The sequence below is a fragment of the Acholeplasma equirhinis genome, from assembly GCF_017052655.1.
In the GTDB taxonomy this organism is placed as follows: Bacteria; Bacillota_I; Bacilli_A; order Acholeplasmatales; family Acholeplasmataceae; genus Acholeplasma; species Acholeplasma equirhinis.
In genome coordinates this window covers 908,504-932,734 of record NZ_JAFIDC010000001.1, presented here as the reverse complement: position 1 = coordinate 932,734, position 24,231 = coordinate 908,504, and the positions used below count along the sequence as shown (strand labels likewise).

The window sequence follows — 24,231 nt, the reverse complement described above, 5'->3', positions numbered from 1 at the left end:
AATTTACTTGGTAGCTTTTCTTTTAATTTCTGTATAAGCCATAATGAATGGTCCAATGCCTTTTGCTTCATTGTCTACAACAGGTTCTGATAAATAATATTCAATTGAACCATCTCGACGTTTATTATCCTCTGGTCCTAAACCAGAGACTAAAACAGTTCCAGATAAAATATAGAGGCCATCAATCAACTTAAATCTCTCATCGTATATTGTATCAAAAATTTGTAAACCATAAGTGTAGTATTTTTCAGGAAGAATCCCTTCATTAGCCCCTTTAAGCATACTGTATGCAATAAGAAGTGAACCTGATGTTTCAAGATAATTACCCTCTACATTTTTTAAGTCAACGAGGTTGTAGAAAAGATGTGTTTCTTTATCTTGATATTTTAATATACCGTCTAAAAGTTCTTTTAATTGACTAGATAATTCTTGTTTAATTGATAGATCATCGATGTAAGTTGCAACATCAACTAATCCTGCAGCAAGCCAACCAATGGCACGTAACCAAAAGTTTTCAGATAGACCGGTTTTTTTATTTGCCCAGAAAAGTGTTCTTGATTCATCATAACCATGATAATAAAGTTTCTTTTTCTCATCAAACATCAATTTTCTGACATTCTTGAATTGATTTAAAATATCATCATAGTTTTTTTTGTCATTAAAAGTTTTCTCGTATCTGGTATAGAAAACTTGCATCATGTATAGCCCATCCAACCAAACCTGGTCATGATATATTTTCTTATGCCAAAAGTTTCCAGTTTTGATTCTTGGATGTGTTTTTACTTGTAAATAAGTATGATGGATTGCTTTTTTGTATTTATCATCATGTGTTGTTTCATATAAATCAAAAAGAATCCTTGATTGGGATAAATCATCTGTTGAATAATGTAGTGGATTATAACCTTTGATTGTACCGTCTTGATTTACAAAATAATCTACAAATGATTTAACAAAGTCTAAATAAGACTTTTCGTTCGTTGCTTGATATAATGCAATCAAAGAAGCAGTGATGCAACCATCAATATAATTCCAACGATTTTCTTTACCCTGTCTAAGCAACTCTTGATTCCAAAGTGGTTTTTCAGGGGTTGAATTTTCAATAAGATATTTAATATATTGTTCAACTTTTGGATACATAATTTCAATCCTTTCGTATCTATTATACGATATAAAGTGATGTTAACAATGGTTAAATTAACCATATTGAAGTTTCATTTATGTGCAAAGTTACTATATACATTAAATGTATACTAAGTTAGAATAAGTGCGATAAGTAGTATTGTAGGAGGATAAAGATGTATAAAAAAATTCTTGCAATTTTCTCGATATTTTTATTGGGATTAATCCTAATTGCCTGTGAAGACAATGGTGGAGATCCAATAGTAAGCGATGCGGCATTTGATGCTATCTTTGAGGAAATCGCGTTACCAGAATCAACAATGAGTAATTTAAGTTTAAAAAATAAGTCAGCGTTATTTCCTGATGCTTCTATTGCTTGGCGTTCAACCAATCAAAAAGTTATTACAAACCAAGGTGAGGTTAGACGTCCTGATCAACCAACTACTGTCGAAATGGTGGCAGTTGTTACATTAGAGGGTAAAAACAAGTCACATCGTTATGCGGTTTCTGTACAACCGGTTGACTCCATGATCTTTGACTTAAACGCATACCGTTCGGATTATGGTTATGCATCCATTGTTTTAACAAACCGTAATGGACAGGAAGCGGTTGAAGTTACAACTGAAATTGAATTTTTAGATGCACTTGCTAATAAGTCAATTAAAATTATTAAAATTACAGCCGATTTAAATATGGGCTTCTTAAACGTTATGAAGAAGTTAGAAGAAGCTGGTAAGACTGAACAAGAAATTTCAAATTATACAGATGGCTCATTCTATCGTCAGAATGCAAACGTACCACTTTTACATCCAACACTAAAAGAAGAAGGTGTTGGTCAAATGATTATTCAAGACCGTACAAGTTTAATGATTTATTCTGAATATGGTGCAAAAATCTCTCATTTGACATCCATTATTAAGACATCATCAGATATTGTCATTAGAAATCTTCACTTTACTGGTATTTGGGAGTGGGATGACGGACTTGCTGCAGATTATGATGAAAATGACTGGGACTACTTTACAGTTGAAACTACCAATGGTTTATGGATAGACCATGTGAAATTTGATCAATCATACGATGGTTTGGTTGACGTTAAAGGTGGTACTTCAAACTTTACAATTTCTTATTTAGACTTGAATTTCGTAGAAAATCAGTTTATTAGAGATCAAATTGAATGGTTAGAAGAAAACTACATGGATGACCCAACTAAAACTATTTCTAATTCTCGTTATGTGAAGTTAAGAAAAGAAGCGGGTATGTCAATGGAACAAATTATCCGTTACACATCAGCTCAAAAGAAGGGTTTCAACTTTGGTAATACAACAATGGGTATGGGATTTAAAACAATTACAATCACCATGCATCATTTACGCATCTTTAACCTAGCAGACAGATTACCTCGCCTAAGACAAGGTGATGTCCATGTTTATAATGTATTAATTGATAATACAGAACTTGAAAATATTCGTCAAATGATTGCATCTAGTGGTACATCATTGCCATCACAAGCAATGGTACCCACTGAAGAAGGTGCTGTATTATTTGAAAACTCTAAATTAATTGAAACGGTCGAACCAATTAAGACACACCAAGATAATATTATGGATCCAGCGTATACTGGTCGATATAAAGTTCTTAATTCAATTTTAATTAAAGGTATTAATTACTATAAAGGTTCATCATATGAAGGTCAGCCAGATGGTGACCCATACTCACCTTGGAAACAATCTAATACCAACATGCCAAGAATTGAATTCTTCTTAAGAAATTATCAAGAGATTCCATATCGATATAAAGATACTGAAGGTAATGGAGCAGTCTACAATTATATGGTTGAACCAGAAATGTTAGGCAGAGTTTTAGAAGATAACTATGTTGGTCCAGGTGAAATTCCTGATTTTAACTGGCAAGAAATTAGAAAATTACTATCAAATCCAATTTCTCCAACTGCAGTTAGAGGTCATCGTATTGACCCAGATTCTATTGAAATAGAAGATGATTTACTTGAACTTGGTGAAACTTATGTTGAGAAGAACCCTCAAGTATTTAATTTCTATCTTGGTGGACCTCAATATCAAAGAAATGTAGACTATACACTAGAAATTGACAAGAGCCAATTAGATGTTTCTAATGAAGGCACGTATGATGTTATTTATACCTTCAAGAATATGCATAATGATTGGGATGAATATGTGTATGTCCAAAGTGTTATTGTGTATGATCCGGAAGGACCAAATGAAATTTATGAATCATCAATCTCAGATGAGTTTGATGCAACAATTAATATTAATTATTCTGTTTATACAGCAGAAGGGACACTTTATTATTTAATTTCTAACACTAATAATTTAACTTTAGAACAAGTTAAGGTGCATGAAGACTTACAAAGTACTGAAATTACATCCGTATATGGAAAACTAGTTAACGTAGAAACAAATCGTTTATCATATGTTTATATGTATACTGTCCGCCAAAATAAGGAATCAGAACTCGTTGTCAAACAAATTAGAAATGAACAAATCATACAAATTTCTACCGTTGCACAATTAAATGATATGATTACCTCTTTCGCATCAATTGGTAAATACTACATCTTAATGAATGATATCGATCTTTCACAAGGTCGTATGGATGCATTATCTACATCCAATGTCTTTTCAGGTATCTTTGATGGTAATGGTTATAAACTCTATAACTATAAGAAGACAATGTTGCGTGGTGGTTTATTCATGACCATTAATGGTGGTATGATTAAGAACTTAGTACTTGATGACTTTGAGTTTACAGTAGATTCGATATATTCTGAGGATACTGAAAATCCAGGAACATTTAAAGAAACTAAAGCGAGCGATGACAGTGGACTTCTTGCAACATATGTATATGGTTATGCAAGATTTGAAAATATCACAATCCAAAACTCTAAGTTAATCACAACTAGAAATTATGGAGGTGCATTACTTGGTCGTGTTAGAACTGGTGAGGCATATTACGAGGGTATTAAGATCTTAAATGTAGATATTATTTCATCTGTTCCACAAAGTAAATACACAGGTGGTTTAATAGGTGGTATCGAACCAAATACTAAACTCTTCATGAAAGATATCTTCGTTGATGGACTTAGAATTGAACATCAACAATCAGATATGATTGGTGTATTAGTTGGTCGTGTTCGTTCATACTTGGATGTTGAAAATATTGTGATGCTCGGTGTAGAAATCACAGGTCGTCATAATCTTGGTATTTTAGTGGGTAAAGAAGATAATACAACAACTTATATTCAAGCAAGAAACTTCTTTGCTGAAGCTGACTTTACATTCCAAACAGATGCTTCAGGAATATACTCAGATTACTTTGGTTACATCATTGGTAACCCAGATGCAGGTAAGACTCAAGTATTTAATTACTTCGTTATAGCAGATAGTGACTTTGAAGATAGAAAACCTAAAGGTCTAAATATTAATGCAAATATCCTAGCATCTATATCTGAAGTAAATGAAGCATGGTGGAACGCAAATCTACCATCGATTGCAACAAGTGACAAATGGTCTATTGATGAAAATGGACTTGCATACTTAAAATAACCGATTGAATTAAAAGAGGGTGCAAGAAAATTACTTGCACCCTTTATATTAGGTGACTATGACTTCAAAACTATCACTCAAAGATGAAAAGAAGAGAAATTTAATCTTAGAAGGTAATCTTTGGAAAATATTAATTTCATTATCAATTCCACTCGCAATTTATGAGGCGTTTAATTATTTATACGCTTTTATTGACTTGTGGCTAGTATCAGGACTGGATACAAACTTTGTGACATCAGTTATCTTTATTGATGAAATTAGAATGGCAATCACAGCATTTGGAGGCTCTATTGCATCTGCAGGATCTGTTATTGTTGCCAGAGATTATGCTGCAAACAAACTCAAAGAAGCAAGTAAAAATGCTGGACAAGTGATGATATCAGTTTTAAGTGTTTCATTAATTGTAATCGGTGTTATGATTGTTTTTGCAGAACCTATATTAAGAGGGTTTGGAGCGAATGATTACATCATTCAAAGTGGACTAAATTACTATATCATCCAAATGGCAACAACAGGGTTGGTTGCATTTAACGCTGTTTTTATTGGTTTAGAAAAAGCTAAAGGTAATACAAAAATCATACTTTTTGCAAATCTTGGTGTGATGATTGTTAAATTGATTCTCTCATATATTTGGGTTATGTTCTTAAATGGTGGTTTATTTGAACTTGCAATTTCAAGCATGATTGCACAAGGATTACTTATGATGATTGGTATTTACATTACAATGAGAAAGAAGAATCCAATTAGTGTAAGTTTAAACGATTTTAAACCTGAATTTTTTTTGATTAAACCAATACTCATACTTGCATTTCCAATATTCTTAGGTAAGTTCTTGTTTAATATGGGTAAAGTCTTTATTAATGGTATTGCATTACTTTATCATAATTATGTTGTTGCAGCACTTGGTATTTGTTCTAGAATATTTGGACTTTTTGCATCGGTTGCAAATGTATTCCATGAAACCGAGATGACAATCATATCTCAAAATTTAGGTGTTAATAAACCAAAAAGAGCAATTAAAACATTTTATATAACAATTTTATATGCATTGATTGTATCGACAATTGGACTCATCATCTGTTACATTAATTTAGATTGGATTATTAAATTATTAGGTAATTTTAGTGATGAACAAGTAGAAGTCATTAAAACAACCTATAATTTTGAACAGTATTCTTTAGTGTATTCAGCATTGATCTCTGCCATGAGTGGTTTATTTATTGGATTCAAACGAACAAAAGTTGTCTTTTGGATTAACATTATTCGCGTGATCATCTTAAGACTGCCAGTATTGTTCTTAATGTACACATTTATTCCAGAACGTCCATATTGGCATGTTGGATTTGTAATGTTTTTCTCAAATACATTAACGACTATAATTACAATTGCGATGACAATTATTTTCATTCGACAAGAAAATGAAAGAATCGTCTTGTTAAAACTACAAAATTAGAGATTTTATAAACTGCATTTTAAACTAAAAAATAAAACTGATTCATAAGAGCTTATCTTTCTATAAAAACAGATATGCTCTTTTTTAATATTAAAACTTACTACGTAATTAAAAAAGGATTATATATAATAACCCTTTCGTTTATCCTATTAGACGCTTAGAAAAAATAGTATGTAAGCGTTGACATTTAAATAGTCTATATGATAAAATAACCTTGTATTACAAACGGCGTACGACATAATAGACGATTTTGACAAAATCAGAATTTTCTGTCAAATAAATCTTCGATTTGTTTCAGAAATTCAAAAGAAACCTTTTGACTTAAGGGATTAGCAACATGGGGATGTTCGTAAAAGTAGAAGTCAGGTTTCGCCCAAGTATCATAACGACTAGGATCAATCTTAGTTTCAAATGTACAATCAATAAAGGTAGTCTTTCCAAAGGCTCTCCAAGGACGGGCAAGAATCATCTTGAATTCATCGGATAAGGATGTAATTCTTGAACGGTAGAAGACAAATCCGATTTCATTTTTATAAGTTGAAGGTGCAGCTAAATAACCATCACCGTTAAATTCTAAGGTGCATGAATCAAATAGTGCATTTCCACTTCCAAAGATAAAATCGACATTACCGGTGATTTTAGTTTGAAAAAAGAAATTCTTAGTTGGATTAGATTGTAGTTGATCTTTATCTAAAATATGTGGATAACGATGAATTAAATCAATTGGTAATGGACCTAAAAATAAAGTATCTTGATTGGCAATAATATTGCAGTCAATAACTTCATTCATCGTACCATATATGGATAATGCAATGGCTTGACCAATTCGGTCTCCATAACCGGCATCATTCATGATTGTTAAATGTTCTAATTTATTGTTGGAACCAGTGATTAAAAAGGTGGAAGTTCTAAAGGTATTATAGAGTAAACCATCATCATGCATTTTATATGCATAATCATTAAAAGAAATCAAAGTTGAATCTTTAGATTCACCTATGATTGAAATGTTGTTATTTGATAGTTTTATCTTCTCATGATATAACCCAGGGGCTAAGTAAATTGTATGTGAGATGTTAGGATCTAGTTTATCGAGAAGTGTTTGAAGTTTCATGGATGGATTAATGTGATGAATTTGCATGAATAGACCTCTTTTAACCTTTATTAATTTTATTATAAATGGAGAAACTTAAATTGACAATAAAACGCTACATGTGGATGGATATCCTTATGCTCACGATATGGGCAATATTAATTGATGTCATAGCATACTTAATAACTTCATGGATTGCATCCTCAACTGTAGAAAATTATTTTACTGAGAATGTATTCATTGTACCAAGTTTCGCAATTATTTATCTTGTATATCATAGATGGGGTAAATTTGGATTTGTTACACACGGTATATCATTAATTTTACAGCTTATTTTATACAGTAACCAAATTTTTCAGGGTCTACCTTATCCATTCATGATCATTATATCTTATGCAATATTCCTCGTTGTATTGCTCAAGATTAAATATCTCAAAAATGATTTCATGAATAGTTGGTTAGGACATTTAATAAGTTTCATTCTGATATACATATGTATGTTATCAGTTGAATGGTTAGTCGGTATAATTTTTGGATTACATCTTTCTTATTTAGGTATTCTATTTAGACATACAACAAATTTAGTTATTTCTACTTTAGTGATCATTATTATGTCACTTCAAAAAGATTTAATTACGGATATGAAGTCTTTATTAATTGAACAAGTTAAACAAAAAGAAGAGGATTACTTATGAACGAAACTAAGCAACCAGAAATAATTTCATATAAAGAACTAGAATCCTTAAGAGGTGAATCTATCCATCTCGTGATGGAAGAGACTAAACTCACTAGATACTGGCAAACCTTAAAAAGACAATGGCCAATTTTCGTCATGTTAATTCCAGTATTGGTTTATTTCCTCCTTTTTAGATACCGACCAATACTGGAACTCTTAGTTGCTTTTAAGAGTTATGACCCAAATGTTACAACGGATTCATTCCAATCACCATGGGTTGGGTTTTATGCTTTAAGAGAACTGATGTTTTCATCAAAAGAATACACACAACTTTTCTGGAAGGCATTTAGAAATACATTCACAATTAGTATGTATGGACTTTTATTTGGCTTCCCGATTCCAATTATCTTAGCTTTACTTTTCTCTGAAATTAAGAGTGATGGTTATCGATCAATCACTCAAATACTATCGTATTTACCTAAATTTATTTCAACAGTTGTTATTACATCATTATTATTCTTGATGTTAAGACCTGAACAAGCAGATGCATTTATTAAACCAGGTATTATTAACGGTATGTTAACAAGTTTAGGTTTAGTACCTCCGGAAACAAATATCTTAGGAAGTGCAGCATATTTTAGATCCGTCTATATTCTTTCTGATATTTGGGAAGGTGCAGGTTATGGCTCTATTGTCTATTTTGCAGCCATTATGAGTATTTCACCTACAAGTTATGAAGCAGCAAGAATTGATGGTGCGAATAAACTAGATCAAATTAGATATGTTACATTGCCTGGTATGGCTCCAACATTAACGATCATGTTAATTTTAAGAATTGGTTCGATTCTTTCTGTTGGATATGAAAAGATTATCTTAATGACTGAAAATGAGCAACATGCAGTACTTGAAACAGCCGATGTATTATCAACATTCATCTTAAGACTTGGTAATGTTTATGGATCATCCGCAGGACTATCGGTACCGAATGATTTGATTAGAGCATTCTCTACATCAGCTGACTTATTTAACTCATTTATTGCAATGTTCTTAGTGCTTGGTGCAAACTTCATTTCACGCCGAGTATCTGATACATCACTATTCTAGGGGAGGCAGCTTATGAAAAGATTAGATACAAGTGAAATTATCTTTAAAGTACTAGCTTATGTCCTAGTTACGTTATTTGCACTCGCAACACTATACCCGTTCTTATATACCGTCTTTGCAGCAATTTCTTCTAAGACTGCTATGGATTCGGGTTCAGTTGTATTCTGGCCAGTTGATCCTGATTTCTTAGCTGTTAAAGCATTCTTTGAAGATCCAAATCGTGGGGTTGCATTATGGAGAAGTTATACAAACACATTGTTTTATACCTTCTATGGAACATTATTCTCGATGGGAGTTTCAATCTTTGCAGGCTATGCACTTGCTAAATCAAATTTATTATTCAAACGTCAAATTGCTTTCTTTATTGTCTTTACAATGTGGTTCTCAGCTGGGTTAATTCCAACGTACTACAATTATAAAGACTTGCTGGTATCTAACCGTTGGGGTATTATTTACGGATTTGGGGTACAAGCATTTAATATCATCCTTTTAAGAAATTATTTCCAAGGTATTTCGAAAGAAATTGAAGAAGCAGCGATTGTAGATGGTGCGAATGAGTTACAACTCTTAACAACTATCTACATTCCTATGAGTAAGAGTGCAATAGCAACTGTTACATTGTTCTATGCACTATCTAGATGGAATGGGTATTTCTGGAACAGAATATTAGTTGCAAATACAAACGAACACCCACTCCAAGTTGTCCTTCGAGCAATTGTACAAGAATCTGGGGACACGGAAACTGGATTTAACTATCCTTACTCATTAAGATCGCTTGCTTATGCAGCTATCGTCTTGTCTGTTATACCTATCATCATTATATATCCATACTTGCAGAAGTATTTTGCAAGAGGTGTTAATGTTGGTGGAGTTAAAGAATAGAAAAAATAAAAAAAAGAAGGAGATTTATATAATGAAAAAATTGTTTTCATTATTCGCAGTCGCTTTGGCTGCATTCGTACTTGTTGCTTGTGATCAACCAGCACCATTTGAGCCAGACTTTTCACAACAAGTAGAGTTAAATGTTGCTATTAACTATTCAACTTCTGGACAGTTATATAGTATTAGCTACCAAAGAGAAAGTACATATTCGCCTGTCATGAAACCTGGTAAAACTTATACTAAAGGTAGTTTATTACCAGTATGGGAAAAGATTGGTGAATTAACAAACACCACTTTCGTTGACAAGGCAACTTCAAACCATACTTCAACAGCTGACCAATTCGAAAAAATGCAAGCTGAAGGTTTTGAAGGTATCGACTTAATCAATGGTACAGGTGCATTAATAGGGGATGCAGGTGTCAATGGTTCATTCGTAGATTTAGGCAAATATTTAGATAAAATGCCTAATCTTAGTGCATTCTTTGATGCTAACCCAGCAGTTAAACAATCATTAACTTCAGGTGATGGTGGTATTTACTTCACACCTTACTTTGACGGTATTAACGAACTTGAACATATGTTCATGGTGCGTGTTGACTGGGTTAAAGATATTTTAGATGCAGCTAACACAGATGCATTTGATACTGATGATTATGTAATGGGAATAAATTATCAACCTGTTACACCAGCTACAGCTTCTTATAACGTAACTGTTGCTAACCCAGATGCATCTACAAGAGTAGTTGCTAAAACAAGAACTTCTAATGTAATCAATTTATTACGTGCGACACTAGAAAAAAAGGATGAAGTAATGGTTACAAATGGTAAAAAATTAGCCGATACTTTCCGTTCATACATTAATCAAACTTATGGTTCAGGCCATGGTTATACTAAGCTATCAGACATCTTTGTTGGAACTGATGCATCTTATGATACAGATGAACTAGTAGCATTAATGTATGTTATCGATGCGAATCCAAAATACATTTTAAGACAAGTTCAAAATAACTCTGTTAAATCAATTGAAATGTATTTCCCACGTGAAAAATCTGGTGCACGTGTACGTCAAATGTTCCGTGGACTTGAAATGTTTGGTCTTCGTGGTGCATCTTCAAGAAACGAATGGATGTACATTGATGAAGATGGACAAATCAATGATGTACGTGCAGGTAAAGACGTCGATAAATTTATAGATTCAGTAAACAATCTTTCTAACTTAGTGACAGATGGTTTAATTCCAAACGTTGAAGGTTTTACAACAACTAACCTTCGTCAAGAATTATTAACTGGTGATGGAGACTATGGTCGTTTTGGTTTCATGACTTATGATTATAATGCATCATCAACAACAACTGGTTTAATTGAACAAGGTGGTAAATTAAAAGATCCAGATATGGAATTCCAAGCAATCTTACCTCCAGTTGTTGACTGGTTAGGCGATGGTAAATATTTCCACTTCTCAGAATCTAACCGTTCTGTTAAGAATGAAGCTTGGGGTATCCCAATGTCTATTATGGATAAAGATGAAGCAGTTTTATTAAGAGCACTTGCTATCGTTGATGGTATGTATGATTACAGTGAAGCTGATTCAATCGGTAATATTCATCTTTATGGTCCACAAGAATGGAGAAGCGGAACTATTCTTGATTACAATGGTGAACAAGTTTATCAATTACACCAAACTCAAGTTTTAGGTCCTAATGGTGAAATTAACACATTAGCAGCTGGTAACCATATTAACTACCTACGCTGGTACATGGGTGCTACAATGCCAATCGGACACGTTCGTTCTTTGGGTCTTGAATATCAAACATTAACAGAAGATGGTATTAAGGGTATTGAAAGAATTAATACAGCCGTTCAAGCAGGTGTGTTAAAACTTGCAGGTCACCAAAATGCTGCTTCATTAGGTAAATGGGGCGAATTAGTACCAACATTCTTACCTTATACTCAACTTGAAATCACTGCACGTCAAAACTCAACATTTAGAGATCACACTGCAGATGGTAAATTATTAGCATTAATGATTAATGGCTTCTCAGGAAATAACAACGGCATTTCTGCAGCAGACTATAAAGCGTTACTTGCAACTGAAAATTATCAAACTTCTTATTTAGCAGCTGTTAGAGCAGCATTTGCACGTTCTAAAGGCGAATAACATTTTATAAATTAATTGGTATGTATGGTGGGGAAAAATTCCCCACCATATAGAACCAATAGAAGAAGGATTTGGGTTATGACAACAATGAAAATATCATTCAAAGACAAAATAGTTAAACATTTTACAACACGTTGGAAAACATATATTTATTCACTTGTTGTATTCTTTTCTATTGTCTCAACAATATTTGCTCTTGGATATTCAACAACATGGGCAACTACAGAAGTTATTGGAAAAAGCTATAAATCTATGCAACCACTTTGGGATCAAGCCTTTGCCACGAATGATTTAATTTTAATTTTAAGTGGTGGTTTTATCTTAAGTGTGCTTTTAGGTTTAGGTTTTGGAACTCACAATAGAAAAAAATACTACTTAAGTAATTTCATTACTGTCGGAACAACCATTTTCTTTGGTATTGCATATAGTATTTATGTAGTAGTTGGATCACTGAGTTTAAAAGCAGCATTTGAACAATCTTTCCAACAATATCAAGCCAATTGGGATTTAGCAATTCAACTTGCATTCCAATCAAGAGATATTAGACCAGATATTCTAGCATCATTTGATGCAGTATTTGCAATTTCACTCATGACTTTGATTGGTGTTGGTCTTACAATTTGGCTACTTGTTGATAATCTTCTACATAGAAAAGCAGTTCTTGCTAGAGAAGCATATGTACAACAAATTTTAGCGCAAGTTGAAGCCGGTGAAATTAAAGTTACAGAAAAGGTTGTTAACTCAATTCCATCAGTTGATGATGAAATCATTGACTTTAAAGAAGCTGAATTTGTTCATTTAGAACATCATGTACCAGGTGAGTTCTATAAAAATAACAAATTATCGATACAAGTTGCTTATTATTTCACAATGATCATTACTGGATTATTAGCATTGCTTGTTGTCGGAAACTTCGTCTTTGGATTCTTATTTAATTTAAATGTAGTCAACTTTACATATGCAACAATAACAGGATTACAACCTTCTGTTGTCGACTTTGGTATGATTTTATGCTTACTTGTTGTTGTATTTAACTTGAATGCAATTAAAGTCATTAAATCAATTAAACAAGAAAAAGCATCTAAAGCACAAGCTATTGGATATTCAGTTTATTTAATATTCTCAACAATTATCGCAGGTATTTTACTCTTACCGGTTGCATTAAAATTAAAACCATCTAAGTTTGAAATAGAAAAAATGCGTTATCAAAACAATTCATTTGCTTATTCAATGACTTTTGGATCACTTGCATTCTTCATATGGGCATTATTCACTTCAATTAATTATTCATTGTTTACATTCTTGCCAAATGAAGTAAAGGTAAGACCTGATTTCAATGTTGCACTAGATATTGCAATGTCAATTGTTTTAATTTTAGTCATGTTCTTAGCAGCAGAAAAAGTTAAAGTTTATTCAATTAAATGGAGTATTGGATTGTTTGTTATTTCAGCAATTAATATTCTTCGTATTTTCTATGTGCCTTTAATCTCATTAAATACAAATCAAATTCCATTTGAAATATTTATGCAAATTGCAATCTCACATGTTATATGTGCAGGATTGACAATTGTTGCTGGTATCGTTTCATATAATAAGTCAAAGAAACTACAGTTATTATTGAAGGAAAAAGGTGTTTAATATGGCAACAATGCAACTTACCAATATCAATAAAATATATCCTTCAGGTGTACAAGCTGTCTTTGATTTCAATTTAGATATTAAAGATGGTGAGTTCATTGTATTAGTAGGTCCTTCAGGTTGTGGTAAATCAACTACTTTAAGAATGATTGCTGGGCTTGAAGAAATCACCTCAGGTGAATTAAAACTTGACGGAAAACTGATTAATGATCTTGCACCAAAAGACCGAGATATTTCAATGGTTTTCCAAAACTATGCACTTTATGCACATATGACTGTGTATCATAATATGGCATTTTCATTAGTTTTAAGAAAAGAACAAAGCGATATTATTCATGAGCGTGTCATGTGGGCTGCAGAGATTTTAGGTCTAACACCTTATTTAAATAGAAGACCACAACATTTATCCGGTGGACAACGTCAAAGAGTCGCAGTAGGACGCGCTATCGTACGTGACCCTAAAGTCTTTCTATTTGATGAACCACTTTCGAATTTAGATGCAAAGCTTCGTGGCACAATGCGTAAAGAATTAAAACTTTTACACAATCGACTTAAATCAACAATGATTTATGTAACCCATGACCAAATCGAAGCTTTAACACTTGCAGATCGAATTGTTGTCATGAATAAAGGTTATATTCAACAAGTAGGTACACCAACAGAAATTTATGTGGACCCTGCAAATTTATTTGTTGCAAACTTTATTGGTACGCCACCAATGAATATCTTTAAAACACATTTAAATCCAGATGGTACATTGAATTTTGGAGATGCAAAATGTGATATTACAAGATTTAGACACATGGATCAATTAAAACCTTATTTAGGTAAAGATATCATAGTGGGTATCAGACCAGAACACGTTAAAATTGACCATGTTGCAAAAGATAGAAACGGTGTTGAATCTAAAGTTGTAAACTATGAACTTTTAGGTCATGCAGCACTTGTTCATTTTGAAATTGGTGGACAAAGAGTTATCGCAAAAGTTGATGAACGCTTACCTTTTGTTAAAGGTGATGAAGTTGTCTTTAAACTTGATTTAGATAAAACGTATTTCTTCGATCCTGAAACAGAAGATAGAATTCGCTTTGTAGAGAAGGAGGTTTAAGTTCATGGAAAATAAAGCATATATGTTAAAAAGACTTCCAGCAGCAACAATTGCAGCGATTATCTCATCTATTCTTTGGTTAGTGATTGCACTATTACCAGGTATTTTAGCTCAAATTCCAAATCTACCAGATTTTTTAAAAACAATTGTCACAATTGATGTTTTTATCAGTGTATTTTCAATTGTTCTTTTAATCGCATCATCACTTGGTGTTGTTGAATTATTAAGTGAACATAATAAAGGTTATAAAAAGAGTGTTGTTAAAAACTGGGGAATATTCTATTTATTTGGTGGTTTTATCGTCACAGGAGTTTTATTAATTTTACTTGCTAAAAAAATACCAACAAGTGATGTGACATATAAAAGACCATTTTCATGGAAAAGATGGTACAAGTTTAATAAACAAAGAATACCATTTTTCTTAAGTATTTTCTCAGTTATTTTTATTACAGCATTACTGGATTTTGAATTATCTGAATTAAAGTTTAGTTTAAAATCTCATTTTGATGCCATAACATCTCTATATTCTAATCAATATAAATCAGCAGCAACCTTTATGGTATTCTTACTCAATATTGTAGCAATTGTTCAAATCTTTAATACCATTACTTTTGGACAAAAGAAGAATCCATTGAGCCTGTATTTAATTACAGCTTTAACAGTGGTTGAAATTGCTGCTTATATATTCTACGTTTATGTATTTATGGTAGAACCTACACTTTCACCAACTTATAAACTTACCGCATCTGCGCAGTTTTCTATGTCAGTATTTGGTATAGGCATCTTATTTGGTATCGCATCAACAGCATTCGCATGGAAATATGTAGATTGGAAGTATGTTAAGATTGAAGACTAATAAAAATACAGAACAACAACGTGTTGGTAAACCTTATTTTATTGATAAGTTTGCAACTGTGAAAGCAGTTCATAAAATTGGATTTTTAAAATTCTGGGTCGCTGGTGTATCATACTTTCTAGCATTCATGACTGTTGAAGCTTCATTACGTTCTGATATGCTGGACCAATTGTTTATTCTAGCGATTTTAATGGGACTTCTAACTGAATATGTAACAAATAAATTTATATATTATATGCATAGAGCTGATCAAGATACTTATCAGTTCTTGCCATTTAGAGCGAATCAAGAAAGAAATAAACTAGTTTCACTCTTATTAACATTCTTATATGTCATAATCATGATTGGTGAGGCGATGATTCTTCATACAATCGTTGTTGAATTGTTTAATCTTATTGGTATACCAACACTTGGTTGGCTATTACATGGTGAACAAAAATCACTTGATCCAATTAGTTTTGGTTTCTATGTTTGGTTACTGGATTTAATTTGGTATAAAGGTAGAAAAGAACTCAAAAAGGAGACTACATAATATGCAAATTGTCTTTTTATCACCAACATCAGTCACAATTGAAATGGTGAATAAAAGTCCATTTTTTAGTGAAACACCTTTTGATGTTTATCTAAATGATAAACTCGTTTTAAGCAACGTGAAAACCAACGTGTTTTCACTTTATCATTTAGAACGCAATACTGAATACAAAATTAAAGTCGAAAAAGAAACTTTAAAATTTAGAACACTCGATTATAAATATAAAATTGATGTTTGTGAATATGGTGCAATACCTGATGGTGTATTTGATAATACGAAAGTCTTACAAACAATTATCCTTGGTGCACCAAAGGAAACCTTAATTTATTTCAAACCAGGTGTTTACTTTACAGGACCATTATTTTTAAAAAATGATTTAATGATTGAGCTTGATAAAGATGCCGTATTACTTGGTAAAACAGATCGAAAAGAATATCCAATTCTAAAAGCTAGAGTTGAAAGAAATGATGGTTCGATTCTCGAACAATCGTCATGGGAAGGTACACCAGCAGATACTTTCGCATCAATTATTACAGGTGTTGAAGTATCTAATGTAAAGATTTTTGGTGAAGGTATTATTGATTGTAATGCCCAAAATTCTGATTGGTGGATAAATCATAAACAGATGCGTGGTGGAGCTTGGAGACCAAAGGGTATATTTTTATCAAACTGTCAACATATCGGACTTCAAGGTATCACAGTTAAAAATACACCAAGTTGGAATCTACATCCATACTTCTCGGATCATTTAGAAATCATTGATGTTAAGTTAATCTCTCCACATGATTCACCAAACACAGATGGTTGTAATCCAGAAAGTTGTAGTCATGTCACTTTGATTGGTGTGAATTTCTCAGTTGGTGATGATTGTATTGCGATTAAATCAGGTAAATTTGAAATGGGTATGAAGTATCGAAGACCTACTGAGAAGATGGTCGTAAGAAATTGTTACTTTGCCCATGGTCATGGTGCAGTCGTACTTGGTTCTGAAACATCTGGTGGTGTTAAAGATTTAACAGTAGAGAAATGTTATTTCTATCAAACAGACAGAGGTTTAAGAATTAAGACACGTCGTGGACGTGGAGAATCCATGCAAATTGATGGTATTGTATTTGAAAATATCATCATGGATGAAGTTAAAGTTCCACTCGTTATGAATATGTACTATTTCTGTGATGATGATGGAAAAACAGAATATGTATGGAGTAAGAAGGCATTAGCGAAAGATGAAAGAACACCTTATTTAGGTTCATTCACGTTTAGAAACATCAAAGCTAAAAATGCGCATGCTGCAGCTGGATTTTTCTATGGTTTACCTGAACAACCAATTGAGTCAATCACATTAGAAAATGTTGATATTACATTCAGTGAAGATGCAAAAGAATTTACTCCAGCTATGATGAGTTATTTAGATCCTCAAGTTAAAATGGGGTTACAATTTAGAGAAGTTAATAATGTCGTACTTAAAAATGTGACATTAACTGGTCAAATTGGTGAAAAAGTTATTTTAGAAAACGTAAAATCATTCGAGGAAATTTAATACTACCCCTCAGGGCCATTACTAACTTAATGGCCCACTATATAATTAATAATATAAACGGTGTACATAAAAGGAGATAAGTGTTTATGGATAAACTTACAGTATTGAATAAAATTAAAGAAATTGGAGTTGTCGCAGTTCTACGTGCAACCAGTGGAGAAGAAGCAATTAAAATTGCCAACGCTTGTATTGACGGTGGACTTCCAACAATTGAATTAACCTTTACAGTTCCTGGTGCTGTTGATGTTCTCAAAGAACTCTCTTTAAAATTCGATTCGAAAACACTACTTTTAGGTGCCGGAACAGTCCTTGATAAAATGACTGCAGAAAGTGCAGTTAAGGCTGGTGCAAATTATATTGTCTCTCCAGGTTTTGATTTAGAAACTGCAAAATATTGTGAGAGCGTTGGTGTTCCATATATGCCGGGTTGTCTAACAATCACTGAAATGTTAACAGCTAGAAATGCTGGTGCTGAAGTGATTAAGTTATTTCCAGGATCTGCATTTGGTCCAAGTTATGTAAAAGCAGTTAAAGGTCCACTTCCTGACATACAGATTATGCCAACAGGTGGGGTTTCTTTAGATAATGTTAAAGATTGGATTGCTGCAGGTGTTGTAGCAGTAGGGGTTGGTGGTGAATTAACCGCACCAGCAAAAAAAGGTGACTTTGAAGGCGTTAAAAATAATGCAATAGCATTTATTAACGCAGTAAAAGAAGCACGTCAAAAATAAAGATATGAAAGAAAAAATCATCACATTTGGTGAAATCATGTTGAGGCTTTCTCCACCAAATTATCAAATTATTGAAGATGCCAATCATTTTGATGCAACATACGGTGGAACGGAAGCAAACGTTGCAATTTCACTTGCTCAATTTGGCCACGAAACTTATTTTGTTTCAAAACTACCTAATAATCAATTAGGTGAAGGTGCAATAAAATATTTGAATGCAAATCGTGTTGATACCTCTTTTATCAAAAAAGAAGGCACCAATATGGGAATTTATTTCCTTGAAGTAGGTTTTGGTGTGAGACCAAGTAAAGTTGTTTACAATAGGAAGCATTCAAGCATTACCACAATAGTGGTTGATGATTTAGACATCAATAAAATTCTTGATAGTGCAACATGGTTCCATTTTTCAGGAATTTCACTTGCTCTTCATGAAAATGTTAGAAAGTTTATTTATAAACTATTAGAAGAAGCTAAAAAACGAAATATCTTTGTATCATTTGATTCTAATTACAGAAGTGCTTTATGGTCTATAGATGAAGCAAAACCAGTCTACCAAAAAATAATGCCTTACGTCGACTTATTTTTTGTGAATCCGTTTGATTGTGTAAATCTCTTTGGAATAGATGCCGATGACAAGGATTTAGAAACATTAAATAAGTTTTTAAAATTAACCAATGCTAAATATATTTTCGGTTATAAACGCATGGTGTATTCTGCAAGTGAAAATGCACTACAAGGCTATTTAGTAACACATGATGAGATTAAAAAGACGACTTCATTAAGATTTCATATCTTTGATAGAATTGGTGGGGGCGACGCATTTGCAGCAGGAGTTATTCACGGATTAATCAAAACTAAATTGAAAGATTTAGATTTTGCGTTAAACTTTGGGTTATCTGCTAGTATTTTAAAACATACTTTAGGTGGCGATGCATTTAAACTTGATGAACAAGATGTTTTAAATGTCATCTACAATAATTCATTGGAGGTCAAAAGATGATTGTTGATCATATAAGTAATTTAAAGAAATATGTCTCGCTAAACCCTAACATTAAAACTGTGGTTGAGTTTATGCTAAAAACAGATCTTAAGAGTTTACCAAATGGAAAAACTGTCATAGAAGGTGATGAAGTTTATGTCTTAAGAGAATCTTATGATCCAAGACCACTTGACCAATGTTATTTTGAAGGTCATAAAAATTACGCAGATATTCAACTGGTGTTATCTGGAAAAGAAGCACTTGGATATCATCATAAAGGGGATTTAAAAGGTATTAAGATAACATCTCCATATGATGCTTTAAAAGATGTTGAGAAATATGAAATTGAAGATTTTACAAAAGTCATCTTAGAAGATTCAATGTTTGCATTAGTAAATCCAGAAGATTTACACATGCCTAAACTAAAATTACAAGATTCGAGATTCGTTGAAAAAGTCGTATTTAAGATAAAAGTTAAAGGAGAGTTATTATGGCAAAAGTTATAACTTTAGGAGAAATTATGTTGCGTTTATCAACACCAGGTGTATCAAGATTTGTACAATCTAATGCATTTGATGTTGTTTATGGAGGCGGTGAAGCAAATGTCGCTGTTTCACTTGCAAACTATGGACATGATGCATACTTTGTCTCCAAACTACCTAAACATGAAATTGGTCAAGCTGCGGTTAATATGTTAAGAACGTATGGAGTACATACCAATTACATTAAACGTGGTGGTGATCGTGTGGGTATCTACTTTTTAGAAACTGGTGCAGCTATGCGTCCTTCTAAAGTTATTTATGACCGTGCAAATTCAGCAATTGCACTTGCAAAAGCGGATGAATTTGACTGGGATAAAATCTTTAAAGATGCTGACTGGTTCCATTTCTCAGGGATTACACCAGCACTTTCTGATTCAGCTGCAGAACTCACTAAAATCGCTTTAGAAAAAGCTAAATATTATAATGTGACAGTTTCTGTAGACCTTAATTATCGAAAGAAATTATGGACACCAGAAAAAGCACAGTCTGTCATGAGACCTTTAATGAAATATGTTGACGTATGTATTGGTAATGAAGAAGATGCTGAACTTGTTTTAGGGTTTAAACCAAGCGGTGTAGATATCCATAAAGGTGAATTAAACACTGAAAGTTATGAAAAGATCTTTAAAGAAATGAAAGAAACATTCGGCTTTAAATTTGTTGCAACATCACTTCGTGAATCTTATTCAGCAAATCATAATGGTTGGAGAATTCTTTTATATGATGGAAAAGATTTCTTTGAGTCTAAACGATATGACATCAACCCGATTGTTGATAGAGTTGGTGGTGGCGATTCATTCTCAGGTGGTTTAATTCATGGTTTACTCACTAAACCAACAAGACAAGAGGCAGTAGAATTTGCAGCAGCAGCATCTGCACTTAAGCATACAATACCAGGTGACTTTAATTTAGTATCTGAAGATGAGGTTAATGCACTTGCAGGCGGCGATGCATCAGGACGTGTGCAACGATGAAAGATAATCGATCAGTTAATAGAATTTTATCAATATTAGAGCTTATTGCTGCACATCCTGAAGGTTTAACCTTAGGACAAATCTATAGAGAACTTGATATTCCAAAAGCAACCGCTTATGATTTTCTCCAAACACTTTATAAAGCAGACGCGATTTATTATAAAGATCCTAGATTAAAGAACTATGTTATTGGTTCTAAGATGTTTGCTATCGGATCTGTCTATACTAAGAACTCAAGTTTAATTGAAGCATCAGAAATGTTACTTAGAAATTTTGCGAATGAATATGGTAAGACTGTTTTAATTACTAAACAAACAGAAGACCATTACGTACATATCTTTAAATATCAACCACCAAATTCACTCATCTTCATTAGTGAAGAAATTGGATATATATCAAATGATTTTGATATTTCACCGATTGGTCGAGCATTTAAAATATTTACACAAAAGAGAAATAAACTAGAACCAAATCAACTTGTTGAATTTGACCGCGGATATGTTCTATCAAACGAGCAACAAGGCCATATTTCACAAATTGCAGTACCTGTTAAAAACTTTGAAAACAGAGTTGTAGGTATTCTGTCTGTATCTGATCTTTGGCAAGATAAACCAGAAAAGAATGAAGTTATTTTAGAACTTGTTCAAATTGCTAAAACCGTATCTAAACGCTTAGGTTATCTAGGTGATTAAGATGAAAATTGGTGTAAGAGCACACGATGTGTTAACTTCTACAACACCTAAAGCATTAAAAAAAGAAATTGATACATTAGGTTTTGATGGACTTCAACTGGTGAGTCAAAAAGTCTTTTCAAAAGCTATTGATGAAACAAAAGATGAAGTTAGAAATGAATTTTTAGATCAAATATTCTTGCTTGGTGCCTATTTCAATATGGTACACCCAAATGAAGAAGAGATTAAAAATGGCATTTCAAATTTTAAAAAACACTTAGATGTTGCAGATAGCATAAATGCACCATATGTTGGAACAGAGACAGGTTCACTTATGGGAAGCCCTTGGAATTATGTACCAGAAAATCATTTAGATGATACTTTCCAAAAAGTCGTTGAAGTGGTTAAAGAATTAGTAGAATACACAAAAGATAAGAAAGTTGAAGTTGCAATTGAAGGTGCGTATGCACATGTGATTTATTCACCTAATAGAATGTACCAACTTTTACAATCAATCAATAGTCCGAAACTTAAAGTGATTGTTGATCTCTATAACTTTTTAAATATCGATAATCATACAAACCATCTTGAAATATTCAAAGAAGCATTTGAACTTTTCAAGGAAAAGATTGTCATATTCCATTTGAAAGACTATATTGTTGAAAATGGAAAACTCAAACAAGTTGCACTTGGTATGGGTCAAATGAGATATGAAGAAATCATACCTTTAATCTTAGAAAACAATCCAAATGCTTATCTTATATTTGAAGGGGTTAAAAGAGAAGATCAACTTGAAAGTTTAAGATTTATTAAAAGATTAATTTTAAAATATGAAGGAGGAAAATGAGATGAAAATTGATGTTAGATACAATAATCATCCAGCAGATTCAAAACATTATGACACTAAAACCTTAAGAGAGAGATATTTAATTGAAAATATCTTTGAAGCGGATGAAATTCTGTTTACCTATTCTCATCATGACAGAATTATTGCTGGTGGATGTATGCCAGTTAAAGGTCCTGTTAAACTCGGTTTAACAAAAGAATTAGGAACTGAATATTTCTTAGAACGCAGAGAAATTGGTTTAATCAATGTCGGTGGTAAGGGTAAGATTACACTGGATGGTGTGACTTACAAGATGGTTGAAAAAGACGGACTTTATATTCCAAAAGGTGTCAAAGAAGTTGTCTTTGAATCTGATGATCCAAAAAATCCAGCAAAATATTATATCAATTCAGCTCCTGCACATAAGGTATTACCAATTGTTCACATACCTTTTGAAAAAGCAAACCCAAGAAAAATTGGTGATCCAAAAACTTTAAATAAAAGAACAATTTATCAATATTTAAATCCAGCTGTTTTAGAAACATGTGCATTGCAAATGGGATTAACAATTCTTGAAGAAGGTAATGCTTGGAATACAATGCCTGCGCATACACATGATAGAAGAATGGAAGTTTATTTCTATTTTAATCTTCCAGAAGATGGAGTTGTCTTCCACTTAATGGGAGAACCTCAAGAAACTAGACACATCATTCTTCATAATGAACAAGCCGTGATTTCACCATCTTGGAGTATTCATGCAGGATTTGCAACAAGTGCTTATGCATTTATTTGGGGTATGACTGGTGAAAACCAAACATACGATGATATGGATTTTGTTAAAACAACAGATTTAAAATAAAAGGAAAGAGGGATAAAATATGAGTTATTTAAACAAGTTTTCATTAAAAGGTAAAGTGGCACTTGTAACTGGAACATCAACCGGTTTAGGTCAAGGTATTACATTAGGCTTTATTCAAGCTGGTGCAAAAGTTGTTGGTGTTGACTATATGCCAACACAAGATGACACAGCTGAAAAAGTTAAAGCACTAGGTGGTGAATTTACATCACTTCAAGCTGACCTTATTAAAGCAACCCCTGAAGATCTACAAGCTTTAGTTGAAAAAGCAGTAAAAATTTACGGTAAACTTGATATTTTAGTTAATAATGCAGGTATTATCCGTCGTGAAGATGCCTTAGATTTTTCTAAAGAAAATTGGTATGATGTTATGGCGATTAACATTGATACAGTCTTCTTCCTAAGTCAAGCTGTTGGCCGTCAATATGTTAAACAAGGCACTGGTGGTAAGATCATTTCTATAGCATCTATGCTATCTTATCAAGGTGGTATTAGAGTACCTTCTTACACCGCATCTAAATCTGCTGTAAAAGGCTTAACAATGGCACTTGCGAATGAATGGAGCAAACACAACATTCAAGTCAATGCAATCGCACCAGGCTATATGGCAACAAACAATACAAAACAATTAAGAGATGATGAAACAAGAGCTGGTCAAATCTTAGAAAGAATCCCAGCAGGTCGTTGGGGAACACCAGAAGATGTTGCAGCACCTGCTGTATTCCTAGCAAGCTCAGCATCTGATTACATCACAGGTTTTACAATCGCAGTTGATGGTGGTTGGTTAGCAAGATAATTAATATGAACAAAAGGGATTACTTTAGGTAGTCCCTTTTCGTTAAATATAAAAACCGTTTTCTAAAGGTTTCTCGTTTACCAAGGTAAAGCGCGTATGTTATAATCAATTAAGAG

General features: G+C 32.7%; 21 protein-coding genes. 19 read left to right on the top strand and 2 right to left on the bottom strand.

Annotated elements, in window-relative coordinates:
• Window positions 1-3: 3 nt before the first annotated feature.
• A complete protein-coding gene (locus JV173_RS04375) occupies window positions 4-1,137 on the bottom strand; it encodes a glycoside hydrolase family 88/105 protein (RefSeq protein ID WP_205735072.1) in 1,134 nt (377 codons plus the stop codon).
• A gap of 158 nt (window positions 1,138-1,295) precedes the next feature.
• Between JV173_RS04375 and JV173_RS04370 the strand changes: the two genes are divergently transcribed.
• Both JV173_RS04370 and JV173_RS04365 read left to right on the top strand, forming a co-directional pair.
• On the top strand, window positions 1,296-4,703 hold the full coding sequence (locus JV173_RS04370) for an immunoglobulin-like domain-containing protein (protein WP_205735071.1): 3,408 nt from the start codon (window positions 1,296-1,298) through the stop codon (window positions 4,701-4,703).
• Window positions 4,704-4,761: 58 nt separating this feature from the next.
• On the top strand, window positions 4,762-6,156 hold the full coding sequence (locus JV173_RS04365; RefSeq protein WP_205735070.1) for an MATE family efflux transporter: 1,395 nt from the start codon (window positions 4,762-4,764) through the stop codon (window positions 6,154-6,156).
• Between the two features lie 259 nt (window positions 6,157-6,415).
• Here the strand turns inward: JV173_RS04365 and JV173_RS04360 are convergent, their stop codons facing one another.
• On the bottom strand, window positions 6,416-7,294 hold the full coding sequence (locus JV173_RS04360) for a pectinesterase family protein (RefSeq protein ID WP_205735069.1): 879 nt from the start codon (window positions 7,292-7,294) through the stop codon (window positions 6,416-6,418).
• 89 nt (window positions 7,295-7,383) lie between these two features.
• Between JV173_RS04360 and JV173_RS04355 the strand changes: the two genes are divergently transcribed.
• The 17 genes from JV173_RS04355 (at window position 7,384) to kduD (ending at window position 24,115) form a co-directional block, all read left to right on the top strand.
• The gene (locus tag JV173_RS04355; RefSeq protein WP_205735068.1) at window positions 7,384-7,941 is read left to right on the top strand and encodes a hypothetical protein; all 558 of its coding nucleotides are present in this window, start codon (window positions 7,384-7,386) and stop codon (window positions 7,939-7,941) included.
• Window positions 7,938-9,026 carry an ABC transporter permease gene (locus JV173_RS04350; protein WP_205735067.1) on the top strand — a complete coding sequence of 363 codons (1,089 nt, stop codon included), beginning with the start codon at window positions 7,938-7,940 and terminating at the stop codon, window positions 9,024-9,026. Before JV173_RS04355 ends, JV173_RS04350 begins: the two co-directional genes overlap by 4 nt.
• 12 nt (window positions 9,027-9,038) lie before the next feature.
• A complete protein-coding gene (locus JV173_RS04345; protein ID WP_205735066.1) occupies window positions 9,039-9,908 on the top strand; it encodes a carbohydrate ABC transporter permease in 870 nt (289 codons plus the stop codon).
• Window positions 9,909-9,939: 31 nt separating this feature from the next.
• The gene (locus JV173_RS04340) at window positions 9,940-12,066 is read left to right on the top strand and encodes a type 2 periplasmic-binding domain-containing protein (protein ID WP_205735065.1); all 2,127 of its coding nucleotides are present in this window, start codon (window positions 9,940-9,942) and stop codon (window positions 12,064-12,066) included.
• 78 nt (window positions 12,067-12,144) lie between these two features.
• Window positions 12,145-13,704: a hypothetical protein gene (locus JV173_RS04335; protein WP_205735064.1), complete on the top strand. Its 1,560-nt coding sequence runs from the start codon at window positions 12,145-12,147 to the stop codon at window positions 13,702-13,704.
• A 1-nt stretch (window position 13,705) separates the two neighbouring features.
• Window positions 13,706-14,812, top strand: coding sequence for an ABC transporter ATP-binding protein (locus JV173_RS04330; protein ID WP_205735063.1), 1,107 nt, complete (start codon window positions 13,706-13,708; stop codon window positions 14,810-14,812).
• 4 nt (window positions 14,813-14,816) lie between these two features.
• Window positions 14,817-15,668, top strand: a complete 852-nt coding sequence (locus JV173_RS04325) for a hypothetical protein (RefSeq protein ID WP_205735062.1) — start codon at window positions 14,817-14,819, stop codon at window positions 15,666-15,668.
• Window positions 15,649-16,200, top strand: coding sequence for a hypothetical protein (locus JV173_RS04320; RefSeq protein ID WP_205735061.1), 552 nt, complete (start codon window positions 15,649-15,651; stop codon window positions 16,198-16,200). Before JV173_RS04325 ends, JV173_RS04320 begins: the two co-directional genes overlap by 20 nt.
• Window position 16,201: 1 nt before the next feature.
• Window positions 16,202-17,740: a glycoside hydrolase family 28 protein gene (locus JV173_RS04315; protein ID WP_205735060.1), complete on the top strand. Its 1,539-nt coding sequence runs from the start codon at window positions 16,202-16,204 to the stop codon at window positions 17,738-17,740.
• Between the two features lie 86 nt (window positions 17,741-17,826).
• The gene (locus JV173_RS04310; RefSeq protein ID WP_205735059.1) at window positions 17,827-18,471 is read left to right on the top strand and encodes a bifunctional 2-keto-4-hydroxyglutarate aldolase/2-keto-3-deoxy-6-phosphogluconate aldolase; all 645 of its coding nucleotides are present in this window, start codon (window positions 17,827-17,829) and stop codon (window positions 18,469-18,471) included.
• Window positions 18,472-18,475: 4 nt separating this feature from the next.
• On the top strand, window positions 18,476-19,471 hold the full coding sequence (locus JV173_RS04305; RefSeq protein WP_205735058.1) for a sugar kinase: 996 nt from the start codon (window positions 18,476-18,478) through the stop codon (window positions 19,469-19,471).
• The gene (locus JV173_RS04300) at window positions 19,468-19,956 is read left to right on the top strand and encodes a NanQ anomerase/TabA/YiaL family protein (protein ID WP_205735057.1); all 489 of its coding nucleotides are present in this window, start codon (window positions 19,468-19,470) and stop codon (window positions 19,954-19,956) included. Before JV173_RS04305 ends, JV173_RS04300 begins: the two co-directional genes overlap by 4 nt.
• On the top strand, window positions 19,938-20,966 hold the full coding sequence (locus tag JV173_RS04295) for a PfkB family carbohydrate kinase (protein ID WP_372433661.1): 1,029 nt from the start codon (window positions 19,938-19,940) through the stop codon (window positions 20,964-20,966). Before JV173_RS04300 ends, JV173_RS04295 begins: the two co-directional genes overlap by 19 nt.
• Window positions 20,963-21,658, top strand: a complete 696-nt coding sequence (locus JV173_RS04290) for an IclR family transcriptional regulator (RefSeq protein WP_205735055.1) — start codon at window positions 20,963-20,965, stop codon at window positions 21,656-21,658. The genes JV173_RS04295 and JV173_RS04290 overlap by 4 nt, the downstream gene beginning before the upstream one ends.
• Before the next feature lies 1 nt (window position 21,659).
• Window positions 21,660-22,484, top strand: coding sequence for a sugar phosphate isomerase/epimerase family protein (locus tag JV173_RS04285; protein WP_205735054.1), 825 nt, complete (start codon window positions 21,660-21,662; stop codon window positions 22,482-22,484).
• Between the two features lies 1 nt (window position 22,485).
• Complete coding sequence (gene kduI / locus JV173_RS04280; protein WP_205735053.1) at window positions 22,486-23,322, top strand: 5-dehydro-4-deoxy-D-glucuronate isomerase; 837 nt, start codon at window positions 22,486-22,488, stop codon at window positions 23,320-23,322.
• 19 nt (window positions 23,323-23,341) lie between these two features.
• On the top strand, window positions 23,342-24,115 hold the full coding sequence (kduD, locus tag JV173_RS04275) for a 2-dehydro-3-deoxy-D-gluconate 5-dehydrogenase KduD (RefSeq protein WP_205735052.1): 774 nt from the start codon (window positions 23,342-23,344) through the stop codon (window positions 24,113-24,115).
• Window positions 24,116-24,231: the final 116 nt, after the last annotated feature.

Coding starts and splice junctions, on each gene's coding strand:
- JV173_RS04375 (WP_205735072.1), bottom strand. CDS start 1,137: ATGTATCCAAAAGTTGAACAATATATTAAATATCTTATTGAAAATTCA.
- JV173_RS04370 (WP_205735071.1), top strand. CDS start 1,296: ATGTATAAAAAAATTCTTGCAATTTTCTCGATATTTTTATTGGGATTA.
- JV173_RS04365 (WP_205735070.1), top strand. CDS start 4,762: ATGACTTCAAAACTATCACTCAAAGATGAAAAGAAGAGAAATTTAATC.
- JV173_RS04360 (WP_205735069.1), bottom strand. CDS start 7,294: ATGCAAATTCATCACATTAATCCATCCATGAAACTTCAAACACTTCTC.
- JV173_RS04355 (WP_205735068.1), top strand. CDS start 7,384: ATGCTCACGATATGGGCAATATTAATTGATGTCATAGCATACTTAATA.
- JV173_RS04350 (WP_205735067.1), top strand. CDS start 7,938: ATGAACGAAACTAAGCAACCAGAAATAATTTCATATAAAGAACTAGAA.
- JV173_RS04345 (WP_205735066.1), top strand. CDS start 9,039: ATGAAAAGATTAGATACAAGTGAAATTATCTTTAAAGTACTAGCTTAT.
- JV173_RS04340 (WP_205735065.1), top strand. CDS start 9,940: ATGAAAAAATTGTTTTCATTATTCGCAGTCGCTTTGGCTGCATTCGTA.
- JV173_RS04335 (WP_205735064.1), top strand. CDS start 12,145: ATGACAACAATGAAAATATCATTCAAAGACAAAATAGTTAAACATTTT.
- JV173_RS04330 (WP_205735063.1), top strand. CDS start 13,706: ATGGCAACAATGCAACTTACCAATATCAATAAAATATATCCTTCAGGT.
- JV173_RS04325 (WP_205735062.1), top strand. CDS start 14,817: ATGGAAAATAAAGCATATATGTTAAAAAGACTTCCAGCAGCAACAATT.
- JV173_RS04320 (WP_205735061.1), top strand. CDS start 15,649: ATGTTAAGATTGAAGACTAATAAAAATACAGAACAACAACGTGTTGGT.
- JV173_RS04315 (WP_205735060.1), top strand. CDS start 16,202: ATGCAAATTGTCTTTTTATCACCAACATCAGTCACAATTGAAATGGTG.
- JV173_RS04310 (WP_205735059.1), top strand. CDS start 17,827: ATGGATAAACTTACAGTATTGAATAAAATTAAAGAAATTGGAGTTGTC.
- JV173_RS04305 (WP_205735058.1), top strand. CDS start 18,476: ATGAAAGAAAAAATCATCACATTTGGTGAAATCATGTTGAGGCTTTCT.
- JV173_RS04300 (WP_205735057.1), top strand. CDS start 19,468: ATGATTGTTGATCATATAAGTAATTTAAAGAAATATGTCTCGCTAAAC.
- JV173_RS04290 (WP_205735055.1), top strand. CDS start 20,963: ATGAAAGATAATCGATCAGTTAATAGAATTTTATCAATATTAGAGCTT.
- JV173_RS04285 (WP_205735054.1), top strand. CDS start 21,660: ATGAAAATTGGTGTAAGAGCACACGATGTGTTAACTTCTACAACACCT.
- kduI (WP_205735053.1), top strand. CDS start 22,486: ATGAAAATTGATGTTAGATACAATAATCATCCAGCAGATTCAAAACAT.
- kduD (WP_205735052.1), top strand. CDS start 23,342: ATGAGTTATTTAAACAAGTTTTCATTAAAAGGTAAAGTGGCACTTGTA.